This window comes from Vibrio sp. Y20_XG_PY13, assembly GCF_024181925.1.
Lineage (GTDB): Bacteria > Pseudomonadota > Gammaproteobacteria > Enterobacterales > Vibrionaceae > Vibrio > Vibrio parahaemolyticus.
On sequence record NZ_JAMZAL010000002.1, the window covers coordinates 221,277 to 235,161 of the forward strand.

The window sequence follows — 13,885 nt, forward strand, 5'->3', positions numbered from 1 at the left end:
AATCACCAGAAAACGATAGTTAAAATATCTTGATAAAAAAATGGCGTAACCACTTTTAGTATAATAGCTGTCACCTCTTTTCCTCTAAAGAATAAAATGGCTATGATAAATATAAACCTTTCTTCATTAATTCAGCGTCTACACCCGATAGCTAAAGTAGCATTAGAAGATGCCGCAGCACTCGCAGTCTCGGAAAAAGCAAACGAAGTTCAAATTGAGCATTATTTACTGAGTCTATTAGAAAGGCCAAATAGTGATTTTGACGTCTTATTAAGTCATTTTGATTGTTCTGAGAACTTATTGAGACAATCGGTTCGATCCACACTCGATACCAACGCCAAAGGAAATGGCAGCAAACCTGTTTTTTCTGCTTTATTAATCGAATGGTTACAAGAAAGTTGGCTGGTTTCTTCTTTAGATCTATCCGAAACACAAATCCGCTCTGGCGCCCTACTCCTTACTCTTGTTAGCAACCCTCTGCGTTATGGTCAACATGGTTACGCGTCTATCCTTGAAGCAGTAAACCCTGATAGCCTTAAACGTAACTTTGCAGAACTAACAAGCCACTCTATTGAGGCGCAAGTCGCAACTTCAGAGAAAACTCAAGCACGCGAAGATGGTTCAGCACTGAGCAAGTTCACGACAGACTTCACTGGTAAAGCACGCAAAGGCGAAATCGATCCTGTTTTCTGCCGTGACCAAGAAATCCGCCAAATTGTAGACATTCTTGCTCGTCGCCGTAAAAACAACCCTATTGCCGTTGGTGAGCCGGGCGTTGGTAAAACCGCAGTAGTAGAAGGCTTGGCACTTAAGATTGTACAAGGTGACGTACCAGACAACCTTAAAGGTGTTGAGCTTTACGGCTTGGACATGGGTCTTCTGCAAGCTGGCGCAAGCGTAAAAGGCGAATTCGAAAAACGCCTAAATGCAGTATTGGATGAAGTGAAAAACTCGCCAACACCGATCATCTTGTTCATCGATGAAGCGCACACCCTTGTTGGCGGCGGCAACCAAGCGGGCGGTAGCGATGCTGCTAACTTATTAAAACCTGCCCTAGCACGTGGTGAAGTAAAGACAATCGCAGCAACAACATGGTCGGAATACAAAAAGTACTTTGAGAAAGATCCAGCTCTTGCGCGTCGTTTCCAACTGGTGAAACTCGACGAACCGTCTCCTGAGCAAGCAGCATTGATCATTCGTGGTCTGCGCCCGGCGTACGAGAAATCTCACAATGTTTACGTACGTGACGACGCTATCACCGCAGCGGCAGCGCTTTCTGCTCGATACATCTCTGGTCGCCAACTGCCAGACAAAGCGATCGATGTACTAGATACGGCATGTGCACGAGTGAACATCAGCCTTAATGCCATTCCTGCTTCTGTTGAGACTCTTCAGCAAGAACTTGCAGCTCAACAGCGCGAGCTTGAAGCCCTTGAGCGTGATGCTCTGCAGCAAACTGGCGACAAGCACAGCCTTGCTAACATTCCAGACCTAAAACTGGCAATGGAAGCGACAAAAGAAGAGCTAGCAGAACAAGAAGTGCAATGGCACAAAGAAAAAGAGCAGATCCAAGAGATGATTGCTCTACGCTCTCGCTTACATGAACTGGTCTTTGGCAAAGTAAATGAAGAAGAGCTTGTTGTAGACGAAGACTCAGAACAAGACGTTTCTCCATATACAGAAATGGATGAAGAAGCGGTCCGCATTGCGATTTCAGCATGCCAAGAACAGTTAGACGCAATCCGCAATGGCAACCCATTAGTTCACTTTGAAGTTGGGCCAGATGAAGTCAGCCACGTTATCTCAGACTGGACTGGCATTCCAATGGGTAAGATGCTTCAAGACGAAGCAGAAACCACGCTAAAACTGAAAGAGAGCCTAACACAAAGCATCAAAGGCCAAGAATACGCTATCGATGCACTGTCTGAAGGCATTCAAACCGCAAAAGCTGGCTTGGGTAATCCAGACGCACCGACAGGCGTATTCCTGCTAGTTGGTCCTAGTGGCGTGGGTAAAACCGAAACTGCTCGTGCGATCGCTGATCAAATGTTTGGTGGTGAGCGCTTTATGACGACCATTAACATGTCTGAGTTCCAAGAGAAGCACACGGTATCTCGCCTAATCGGTTCGCCTCCGGGTTACGTAGGTTACGGTGAAGGCGGCATGCTGACAGAGGCGGTACGTCAGCGTCCATATTCTGTTGTACTTCTCGATGAAGTAGAAAAAGCCGATCCAGAAGTGTTGAACCTGTTCTACCAAGTGTTCGACAAAGGTACGCTGAACGACGGTGAAGGTCGTACTATTGACTTCAAGAACACGCTGATCATCATGACCAGCAACCTTGCGACGCACGAAATTGAATCTCTGGTTCACCAGTCTAAAGACATTGATGCTAACATTATCGCAGAAGCCATCCGCCCTACTTTGAACCAACACTTCAAGCCGGCGCTGTTGGCACGTATGTCCGTACTTCCGTTTGTGCCTCTGTCTGACGAAGCAATGACAGAAATTATCCACCACAAACTAAACAAAGTTTCTCAGCGCCTACATAACCATCACAAGTTGTCTCTGAACTACGAAGAAAGCTTGGTCGATTTCGTACTAGGTAACTGTCGCCTTGCTGAAACAGGCGCACGTAACATTGACGCGGTCATCAACCGTCAGTTACTGCCTCAGCTATCGACACAGCTATTGGTGCATGATAAGGATGATTCACACACGCAAATCACAGTTTCTGTCGATGAGCAAGGAACACTGACCTATGCGTTCAGCTAACCATAGCGAACTTAGCAACGCCCTACTTGCGATCAGCCAATCTTTGGCTGATCGCAGCCAGCTTACCCAAACATTGGATGCCGTGTTGACCGCTGCGAGACAAATGACCTTAGCAAAGCACGGCATCATTTATGTTTTGGACCAGACAGGACAGGCGTTGATTCCAAGTACCGCTCACCATAACGATAAAACGATTGTTTCCCACCCTTGGGAGGCATTGCAGATTGATTCCGCTAGTGAGAACGACCCATTTAACTTTGCCATTCGTAATGGTGAAGTGGTTTTGATTAACGAGTTATACAAATACAACGGCTACGACTGCGAAAGCATTTATCAAACAGAGCAGACATTGGGACTAAAAAGCGAGAACTTACTGACTTGGCCTTTGATTGATAGCGAAAGCAAAACCATTGGGCTGTTAGTCTTACTCGATTTGAACGTCATCGATAACGAGGCAGCCTTGACTGAGTTTTGTCGTATGGCTGCGAGTAATATTCGCCAAGCCGTTTGGTTAGAGCAATATGGGCAAGTGATTAAAAGCCTCAGTGCCGATAATCAAGCCCTAGTGCGCGAGAACACTCAGCTCAAAAAACGTACTCAGAAAGCCTATCAAGGTCCTATTGCAGAGAGCGAAGAAATGCTCAATGTCTTGAATCGTCTTGATAAGGTGCTATCTCTTCCTGTAGACGTTCTGTTGCGTGGTGAAACGGGCGCTGGTAAAGAGGTGATCGCGAAATACATTCACGAAAACTCCAACCGTTCAGAACAGCCTTTGATCGTACAAAACTGTGCGGCAATTCCCGAACAGTTGTTAGAGTCTGAACTGTTTGGGCATAAGAAAGGTTCATTCACGGGCGCGGACAAAGACAAAGTCGGTTTGTTTGAAGCAGCCAACGGCGGCACGCTTTTCCTAGATGAAATTGGCGATATGCCAATGCTACTACAAGCGAAGTTACTGCGTGTACTGCAAGAGCGTAAAGTTCGCCCTATCGGTACCAGCAAAGAGATTGAAGTCGACGTTCGCGTTATCGCTGCAACCCACTGTAATCTTATGCAGCAAATCAAAGATGGCGGATTCCGTGCCGACTTGTTCTATCGCTTAAATGTCTTCCCTATTACATTGCCGCCCCTGAGAGCCCGTAAGTCGGACATTATTCCCCTTGCTGAACATTTCGTGCAACACACAACCAACACGCTAGGTTTGCCGCAAGCGCCAGGGTTAAGTGCCAATGTACGTAAACAGCTGCTTGCCTACCAATACCCAGGGAACGTGCGTGAGCTTAAGAACATCATCGAGCGCTCGGTGCTACTGTCCGATTTTGAAACCATTACTCACATTGAGTTTGGCGAACAAATCCCAGAAGATGTACCAACTGTCGAAGTGAAAGCAGCCTCACCTACTCCAGAACAACCTGCTTACGAGCAGCCAGCACAAGCGGATTTAGAAGACGCCTCAAAGAGCCTTAAGGATGTTGTCAGCCAATACGAGCGTACAGTGATCATCGATTGCTTAAATGCGTGTAATTGGCACACCAAGAAGGCCGCTGAGCAATTGGCGCTGCCAATGAGCACTCTCAACCATAAGATGAAGAAATACGACATTTCTGCGGCAGGTTAAGCGAGAAGCGAGAAGCGAGAAGCGAGAAGCGAGAAGCGAGAAGCGAGAAGCGAGAAGCGAGAAGCGAGAAGCGAGAAGCGAGAAGCGAGAAGCGAGAAGCGAGAAGCGAGAAGCGAGAAAATCTTACTTCAGTTTCCATTGATAAGGAAAGAAAAACCGCCCGAAGGCGGTTTTTTTATTTTCCATCAAACAACCACTTTTTGAGTATTTGCTCTCGTTGTGCAGATAGTGGAAGCTCCTTAGCTACTGAGTAATCTTTCATGATTGGCTCCGAATTCATCCAAACACTTAAAGGGGTAGCCTTATGGGACATCTTACTACGATTTAAACTTGCTAAGTTGGAATCAGCATTGTCAGTCGTTCCTGCAGTATATTCAGAAATAGCTTTAAACTCCTTCTCACTCATCTCATACCAACTCTGGTTGTAATGGATTTTTCGCGAGTTGAACAAAGTTGGCGCCGTTGTATCTATAGCTCGAACAGGGAGCCTTTGTGATGAAGCGTTTAAAGATAGTCCAGCTTTCCCATCAATATCGAGCATGATGTATGGGGCATCGTTTCCTCTAGTAATAAACGGGCGTAAGCCAGTCATCTCTTTCCCGGTTGCATTAGTGTACTTCAGTGATATCTCGACTGCGTATAGATCAGTGTCCACAAAGTCTGGTGATAAATCGAATAGCCCTCCTTCCTTGACTACCAGGTCCTTTACAAGCTTACTTAAGTTGCTAGAAAGATGATCCGATACCTCGTTCAGGCTTTGCGGTATTGATTTAGGTTTGAATGACACCTCTTTCTTCTCGAGATTCACTTCTACCTTTCCTAATGGATACAAATCTACATCTTGATGTTCAAAATTGTAGAGACCTCTTGCATCGTTTGCTTTCAAACGAATGTCCACAGGTAAGCGGTGACGATCAAACCCTCCTCGTTCAAGTATTTGTTCAACATTTTCAACAGATTTTGTACTGACGATGAGCAACAGCTTCGTTGCTTTTTCAGAAGTATCATAGGATGGCTGCTTCTTCGTCCAACCGATCGCTTCCATTATATCGTCGTGCTTACTTCCGGGAATAAGGTTCTTCACACTAGCATCATAAATGTACAAGTTTGCCTTAGCATCTGAGAATAACTCTGGATACTCGACTGCTTTTTTCCCTGCTCTTGCTAAGAAGGTTTTCTCATATAAGAATTCATGCTCTTTCGACATTGTTAAATTAAAGATGGAAGCCTTATCCGTACTAGAAGTTAGCTCCTTACCATCTTGTGTTTTAAATACGAGCTCTCTTTTATATGTTAGCTTTGTTTCTGTTTTAGCAACGTTAGGCACACCAACTTCTAAAAGGTAACGCATCACATAAGCCGCTGAGTGTTGTTCATCTACCTGACCAAACACCGACTTCCACTCTTTGCTACCGTAATCATCAGCAATAGGCTTGATGCCACTCATGATGTTGCAGCCAAAGTAATAAGTAGGGCTTACAACAACACCGTATAGTATCCTATCCGTCTCTAACATTTGTTTTTCTGTTAAATACGTCCTCTCAGTTTCAACTAGTGATTCCAGTGCAATTTCACGAACATACTCAATAGTGTAAGATCCCAAATCGTCAAAAAACCTATTTTGCCTCACTGGTCTAACACCTACAGGCACAAGAGTTAGCAAACCGTCTTCTTTGAACTTAGTCAGCGTTTCATCCTTCATATCAAGAATAATAAGTACTCTAATTGGCATAGTCGGCGTAATAGCTTCACCGCTATTAATCCTGTCTTCGAGCGGGAGCCATTCATCATTAACTTTTACCGAAACCATATGCCCAGCAAACATAGAGTCATTGAGCTTAGATAAATCTGGCGCTTTTAACAGCGATCTAAGCTTAGTTAAACTAGGGTCTGCAATAGTATGTATAGGACAGAATTTTTGATATATCTGCGATTGCTCAAGCGCTTTTATCCCAGTCTGAGATTGCTTCGCTCGGTATGTTACGTAACTCGTCATTGCAGCAAAACTCAGCACACTTTCCGAAGCACTACGGTAAATATTCTTTGTTTCTAGCCAAGCTTCATCAAGGTGGAAAGAAGGAAGCCAAGTCCCCCCCAAATCCCAATCATCACTTAAAAGATAGGTCTTTATATAGCCTTCAATATCAAGATCTCTTTGCCCTGACGTCAAGTGATCAACCGCGTAATATTCCGAAACGTAATTCGTTGTTTTGTTCTCTTCTTTTATTTGAGATTCAAGTAGAAGCAATCGCAGCAGCCCATTGAGCGCTATAGCGCGTTTTATATATGCCTTGCCAACAACACTCAGTTCATCGAACGCAGGTAAACCGCGATACAGTAACGCCTGTCCTACCACATCAAATTCAGAAAAACGTTTCTGCTTCTCTTTATATTCTTCTACTTCTTTATTAAGAATTTTGGCTGCACCATCCAAAGTAGAAACCAAGGTTTCGCCTGACCAATACAACCCATATGCTAACGCCGCTCCTGGACCAAGCATTGGCGCAGCAAAGCCTAATGCAATATCAAAGGCTTGGCCGGAAAATTTCCAAATTTCCTCATGGACTTTCACCTCTGCTAAAACCGCTTTCTGTCGATTTTTCTCCAGAGCTAGCAGCCAACTTCTACAAGCAGGATATTCAAAAGCAGAGTTGAGGTAGAACTTCATCTCCGCTCGACGACTTAAGCGCCTGTTACTCGTATCATTATCGGCATAAACGCCTTTACCCAGGGCAGATATTCGATGCTCCCACTTAATAGCATCAGTGCCAAGATCTTCTAAAATAGAAGATTTAAGCGCCGCAGCACGTTTTTTTGACAGTTTAGTGTTGTATTCCACCGAGCCAATATCACACGTATATCCTTCAATGTTCAGCAACATTTCTGACTTTGTATTACGCAGATATTCGGCCACTTTAGAAACGAGCTTCTTATCAGAATTGGCAAGTTCATCATTTGCACTATCAAATTCAAAAAACAGTGTGAGATAGCTTGCCTCACCCTCTTTTGCCTGTTTTTTTTCTAATAGCGGACTACCATTTAACAGCACTTTATGACTTACACTTTTATCAGAGAATGCTTCAAGGAGCGCTTTTTTATGCTCCGCTTCAGACTCAAGCAGTGCCTGACGATCTTTTTCATCACTCAATAAAAGTGTTGATATTACCGATTGTGTTTTCTGACCATATTCCTTTGATTTATCAATATAGGCGTTAAACGCCGACTCGGAATTCTCAATACCTTTCGGAATTTCAAGGCCACTAGAAACAAGCTCTGCAAAGCCAAAAGGCTTATCAAGTGCATATTCAATAGCCCGAACGGCCGGCTTTAAAGGGGTTAAGATCTTATCGTCCACCTTATGCCAAAAATGCTGTAACGCTGGTGGAATCGTATAAACGCTCGGTAAGGCATTCCCAAGGTGATTTGACCAGTTAAGGGCACTAGCTAAGTCAGAAATAGGCGCAAGTGTACCTTGCGCAGGTGGCTTTAGCTTTTGTGCAAAATCTAAGAACCCCTTCGCTTTAGCATCAATACCGACTGCCAGTTTTAAAGCCTTTAAGAGCGGATCTCCAGCTTGCTCTCGATTCAAAGCTGCGCTAAATGCTTTATGGACCGTCGTCATACTGAATGGGTCCATCACACCAGAAGCTGACGCGGCTATCACCTCTTTATATTTACCAATTGAATTGAGAATGTTAATCGACGGTTGCACACCATTGGCAGGTTTGTTTTCGCTAGTGTAAGGTAGATTTTTACTCCAATCGAGCCAGCCTTTAAACGTGTCTGGCGCATGTTGGAAAAGCGACTCTTCAACAGAAATAGGATCACCTGACACAATGATGCTGCGCCCTGCTATGGAATAAATAGGCAGGTGTAAGACTTGCTCAGACAAAGAGTAGCAATTGTTTGGGAGATTTAACTTAGCAACCTGAGCCATCTGGATATCTGAAGGTTCAAGTAATGCATCCCAATATCGCTTAATTCCCTCTAAATCTATATCAAAGCGGACTAATTGCTTAATTTGTTCATCATCATCTAGATGACCGCCAGTGATCCAAAATGTGGCGACATATTGAGTCACCTCTTCTGCATCTTGGGCGTCACTCGCTTGGTTGGCAATATCATAGTATGTTACTGGCCTCACTCGACTGGTGATTTTATTGCCTATATCTTTAGCATCCCCTTTAATGATCAAGTTTTCCGGTTGTCCAGACAAAGTAACTTCCGCGCCCTCAAAATAGTCGGCAGAGAAGAAAAGATTGATAGTCCAAACTTGAGGAATGCGCAGATAATAAAAATTATGTTTATAGTCTCCACTATAAATTTGTTCGTACAGACGTTTATACGCGCCTTTTTTTTGACACAGTTCCTCTTCTGCCGCTTCAGCTTTATGGATAAAAAACTCGGCCAATTCGGGCACTAAAAGTCGTCTCTCGGATACATCTTTGTCCAAATCTTCTCTGATTTGCCAGTCACGCAAACGTGAGACTTCAACTTCAGCACTCGTGATAACGGCCTCTCTAGCTAATTGTGCTAGGCGTTTCGTCCAATCAGTATCTTCGGACATAACCGCAGCGGGCATTAAGTATGGTGGAATATAGACCGGCTTCAGCTTCTCTTTAGTGCTAGAGATAACCAATGGCGTAGAAGCAAGTTTGTTCCAATCAAGCTCTTTTACAGATTGAACCTTAGTATTCCAGCCTTGTAGCCGACCTGATGAATCACTGAAGTATAATGGTGACTCGTTCTTACTACTGCTACCATCCGCAGTTTTATCTACCGCCAACTCGGGTAGGGCAAGCGCAAAACCGGGTAATGGATAAAGCCCATTGCCAGTAATGGCTTCTCCAGTCGGTCCAACTAATTGGCCCATCAAATAGAGAGAGTGCTGTTCAATCTTAGCCCTAGCCATGATTACGCTCCTCTAGTACCACTTTCGCTTTTTTTAGGTCAGCGTAGGTTGGCAGTGGGTAGAGTGACTCGCTCCAATTATCCGTCTCTTTATGCTCAATTACATACTGGCTAAAGCCAAAGCCATAGGCGGATTTTTTAACTCGTTCTCCATCTCTAAAACCTACAAACCCATATATCATTTCTGTAGTCGGGCTGTTATCGGTGGATTGGTGTAATACGCGGGTTATGTTTCGACCATGAACAGGGACGAACCACATATCACTACCATTAAAAGCCAACAAATCCACTGTAGCAGGAAAATCGCCTATTTTTTCAGATGGTCTTCCCGAGCGGTATGCCGCACCTCCGAGGCAATAAAAGCCATCTCCGTACGTACCGCCCCAGACATTACAATCGTAGCTAACCGGAGTAAAATCACCGCGATCGATCAGTTTTAAGGTTTTGGCATCAAACACAAATGTGTTCCCACATTTTGGAACATCACTCTCCCCAAAAGTTTCGAGATACTCCTCTTCCTCTCCTTTACAACCAAATCCCGCCAATCCCGGTTCATAACTAAAATATATAGCTTGTTCTGACTGACTCATATAAGGCTTGGCAAAAGAAGTCATGTAACGTGCGTCTGAACCATTTACATCAGTAAATTTCACTACCTCTTTTGTGTCTAGCTTAACCAGCAAAAGTTCATCGCTTTTTTTCACAACAACTTGTGTGCTGTCCGTATCCCACATAATGTCGTGACGAGTTGAGCCAGACTCCTCACTAATGTTAGTTATTTCGCCATTATCTAGATCATACAGCGCGGTACTATCTTTCTGAGGGACAACAAGATAGCGGCCGTTAGGCGACCGTGACATATATTTAGCATAATCAATCCCAGTATTAGGCGGGGGTGGCAATATCCCTTCAGGGATCAGTAATTGAGGGTCAGTACCATCAATGTTTAATGCCCAGTAACTGACCTCAGATTTTTCTTCCGGGTTAGCTACAGTAAACAGGACCTGAGGGAGTGTCACATTTTCAGTATTCCAATCTGCAACCTTTGGGTTATCCGGTATTTTAAAATCATACTGGTAAAGCCAAGTATCCGTTTTACCTTTGTACAAATCTAGGCGGTCTGCCATGCTCTCTATTCGAGCTTTCTCATCAAAGTAAGGTTTAGTGGCAATGTAACCAACACCTACGACAACAACAGTCGTCAAACCCAAGCCGAGTAATATTTTCTTTTTCATTATTAATCCATTTTCTTGTGAGGTTACAACGACCAGTCCAGCATTAATGACTCAAAGCGTTGTTTTTCTTCTGTTGTCATACCTTTAGGCTTGTCGTTTGGCTGAGCTTTTGGCGGAGTTTCAGTAGCGCTCTCATGTTCAACCAATAAATCGTTGTAAGCGACCCGATCAAAAAGTATGTGACGACTGTCTGGGTCTTGGTCATGTACCAGGGACATAGTAAAGACCCCGTCCGATGGCAGCCCACTTAATAACGCTTGCTGCCAGTCGTGGTCTTCCCCTTCATAAAACTCTAAATCAAAAACGTCTTTATAATCGCTATTGTGATCGACCACATAGAGTGAATTCAAAGCGGTAATACCAGACGTACCAACATCCACCCGGAATAATAGACCACTGTTTTTTCCATCTACATAAGCAATCACGGTGTTACTCTGGTCGTAACTACGTACTATGGCTTGTTGGTCACTCAGCCATGGCATGTCGTCTTCGGTAACTTTGTGGATGGCGGCACTATCTACATCGGAGGTGAATTCTTGTGCACTGAATGACTGCCCGTCACTGTAACTGCTTAATTCATCTAACGGTGTGCTGGATTTCTCTAGTAAAGCAGCATCCGATTCTAAAGCTTCAATTTGAGCAAAGCGCTTTTGTTTCGGTGAAAAAATGATCTTGAGTCCACTTTCCCCTTGCTGGACTTCACCCGATATTTTGTAAGGTGCCCAGAAATGCGCCATGGCAAAACCGCTTGCGCTTCTTTGTATTACCTGAGGTGTGTCTTTTTTCTTTTCTTCTTGCTCTAGGGTACGGTAATACTCGACGTCAACATCTTGGTAGTAACCTTTCTCGTTTATGGCCATCTCACGCCAAAGCTTCCCTTTCCAAAACACATAAAGGAAGCCACCACGCAGGTCAGAAGCTTTTGCTTTGTCGTTGCTACCATCTAAGTAAGCCAATGGTCTCACCGGCACCAACACGTTATCCCACTCATCCATTTGAGTTTCTTTATCAACGGGTTGCAGGTCTTCGGCGAGTTTAAGCAAGATTGGCTGAGGCTGGTCGGAACAAGGGATTTTGATATAGAGCGTTTTGCCCTCAGCTTCGAGATCTTTAAATGTCGCGAGGCTGCGGTGTTTGTTTTCTGTATCAGCCTTGCCTACAGTAACTTTTTCTTTTTGAGCTTCGGTTTTACCCAACATCAAACATGCTGCATTGCTAGACCACTGCCCTGCAAACTCGACAACGATTTTTTGATCTGGGCTTGGCTCAGAAGGGACATGCGTGTAGCTACGAACCAAAGTCACGTCGTCCTTTACCTGCTTATAACCCGCTTTATAAACTTTGCTCTCACCAGTCGATGAGACCGATTCAAGCTGTGCTTTTAGTCTTGGGAAACTTTGTAATTGGGTATCTGTTAACGGCGTTCTACGAGAGAAAGAAGACAACGCAACCCAGTTCCCATTTCCTAGCTCGTGTCGAATAGCCGTTAGCAACCCGGAGCTAGACTTCTTGGCAGAGATTGAGATCTTCTGAGCAAGCTCTTTAGGAAGGTTTCTGAGAATGTCTTCTGAATTTCGCACACGCGAAAGCTGCCCTATACACTCATCAGGTGTAAGGACGTAGGATAGCTCGTTGGAGGAAAGCTTCGAGCTAGGTATAAATTTGCAAACTAAATGCATTTGAATTCTCCACAACCAACATCGTAAATATGGTTGCGGTGACGTTTAAGCTGATAAGGCTTACAAGTACGATTTGGTGTGCTAATGCTACTAATTTAATTCATAACATTCAATCACATAGAAAACTTTCAGAAAACCGAAACGCCCGAAAAACAACAAAACCACAGGTTGTTTGGTTGTTTTAACTATCAATTCAAACTTATTACCCTTCAATCCAACTCAAAAGGTAGGCTTTAAGCAAAAACAGTTTTTTACTTTTGGGCAGAAGTTAACAAATTCAATTTAAGCACTGATAGCCGCAGGTTGAGGTTCTGGAGGGATACGCCTTCCTCAGTAGCAATAAATAGCCTATCGCGACTGAGGAAGTATGAATAAAAAGGTGAGTGCGTGTCACACCCACAAAGGTGTAACTAATATGAAGCGATGCTAGGCTAATTTCACTTCATCATAGATACACAACTCAGGTAGTAATCACTACCTAATGCAGAACTCTACACCTAGGGGGTATAGACATGCATGTAACTATATAATATTAATAGACATTATCAACATGGCATATTCACCACTGAAGATCATCAATTACCATCACAATCACAGTATTGCCTCGTAAAAACAAAAATGGTCTAGGCATTCTAGATGTTTCACCTTGTATTAAGGCGATAAAGTTATCTGATTCATTTGTGGAAAAAGCATAATCATTTGAACTAGATCACTTAAATACAAGCAAAAAGAAAGCGAGCTTAATGCTCGCTTTCTTTTAGGCTGCTTTCTGGGAAGGTAACTCCGCGGAATATCTTTCCCAATAGCTTGGAACAACAAGCGCTGTAGTACTAGAGTAATTGAATGTTGTATTCACCTCATCAGCGGTCGCAAAGAGTGAATTGGCACCATTTGCATAAACGGTTATTACTCCGTCTTTCAAAGTAGACAAATCAAGATCAACGGTCCATGTACCATCAACTAACACTGTTGCACTGCCCAGAACCACCAAGCTATCGGTATCAACAGCTTTGAGTGCTATTGTCTCCCCCGCCTCGAAACGAGTAGTTGTGCCATTGATAGTTACTGTTGTATTACCCGATACATCACTGATGGTTCCGATCGTGATCGTTGGGGTAACTGGCATCGAATACGTGCTATCTTCTGCGCCTGTGTTGCCTGACAAGTCTTGGTAGTCTTTCACCACCAAGCCTACGGTTAGCTCTGACGACACTGGCACGACAACATCACCGGTCCAGACTTTCGCATCCGCCGTCTTAGTCAGCGTGATGGCGGAACCACCCAGCTCTGCGCTTGCTGCTTGCAGCGCTTTATCAAACTCCAGTCTGACCGCGACACTTTGTCCTTCCGCTTGATGCGTTGGGTTAAAGGTCGCGTTGCTCAAGGTTGGCAATGCCTGTGCCAACGTGAAGTTTGTGCTTTCTGTTGCTTCCACGTTTGAGGCATTGGTGCCTGTGACAACGACGGTGTACGTGCCATTTGGCTCACCACTGATGTCCATCGCGTTGCTCGTCCAAGCGCCACCACTTTGTACCGTGGCACTGCCGCTGGCGATAACCGTTTCACTGCCTTGCGCTTTGATTTCTACGCTCACGGTTTGGCCATCAAAGCGGCTTGAAGTGCCAGTGATCTGCAATGCGGCGGCGTTACTGCTATCCACATTGCCT

Annotated in this window: 6 protein-coding genes; 2 read left to right on the top strand and 4 right to left on the bottom strand. The window is 44.3% G+C overall.

Annotation, left to right across the window (positions count from 1 at the left end):
• Positions 1-102: 102 nt before the first annotated feature.
• Positions 103-2,775: a type VI secretion system ATPase TssH gene (gene tssH / locus NL646_RS06190; RefSeq protein ID WP_053047831.1), complete on the top strand. Its 2,673-nt coding sequence runs from the start codon at positions 103-105 to the stop codon at positions 2,773-2,775.
• A complete protein-coding gene (locus tag NL646_RS06195; protein ID WP_218766646.1) occupies positions 2,762-4,393 on the top strand; it encodes a sigma-54-dependent Fis family transcriptional regulator in 1,632 nt (543 codons plus the stop codon). The genes tssH and NL646_RS06195 overlap by 14 nt, the downstream gene beginning before the upstream one ends.
• 175 nt (positions 4,394-4,568) lie before the next feature.
• Here the strand turns inward: NL646_RS06195 and NL646_RS06200 are convergent, their stop codons facing one another.
• The 4 genes from NL646_RS06200 to NL646_RS06215 all read right to left on the bottom strand — a co-directional run.
• A complete protein-coding gene (locus NL646_RS06200) occupies positions 4,569-9,305 on the bottom strand; it encodes an OmpA family protein (protein WP_253663982.1) in 4,737 nt (1,578 codons plus the stop codon).
• A complete protein-coding gene (locus tag NL646_RS06205; protein ID WP_253663983.1) occupies positions 9,298-10,539 on the bottom strand; it encodes a hypothetical protein in 1,242 nt (413 codons plus the stop codon). The genes NL646_RS06200 and NL646_RS06205 overlap by 8 nt, the downstream gene beginning before the upstream one ends.
• 23 nt (positions 10,540-10,562) lie before the next feature.
• Complete coding sequence (locus NL646_RS06210) at positions 10,563-12,218, bottom strand: hypothetical protein (protein ID WP_253663984.1); 1,656 nt, start codon at positions 12,216-12,218, stop codon at positions 10,563-10,565.
• A 757-nt stretch (positions 12,219-12,975) separates the two neighbouring features.
• Positions 12,976-13,885, bottom strand: a 910-nt coding sequence (locus NL646_RS06215; protein WP_253663985.1) for a hypothetical protein, incomplete at its 5' end; no start/stop codon positions are given.

Bases quoted from the DNA above. Each gene is read 5' to 3' on its own strand.
- NL646_RS06200 (WP_253663982.1), bottom strand. From the start codon at position 9,305: ATGGCTAGGGCTAAGATTGAACAGCACTCTCTCTATTTGATGGGCCAA.
- NL646_RS06210 (WP_253663984.1), bottom strand. From the start codon at position 12,218: ATGCATTTAGTTTGCAAATTTATACCTAGCTCGAAGCTTTCCTCCAAC.
- NL646_RS06205 (WP_253663983.1), bottom strand. From the start codon at position 10,539: ATGAAAAAGAAAATATTACTCGGCTTGGGTTTGACGACTGTTGTTGTC.
- NL646_RS06195 (WP_218766646.1), top strand. From the start codon at position 2,762: ATGCGTTCAGCTAACCATAGCGAACTTAGCAACGCCCTACTTGCGATC.
- tssH (WP_053047831.1), top strand. From the start codon at position 103: ATGATAAATATAAACCTTTCTTCATTAATTCAGCGTCTACACCCGATA.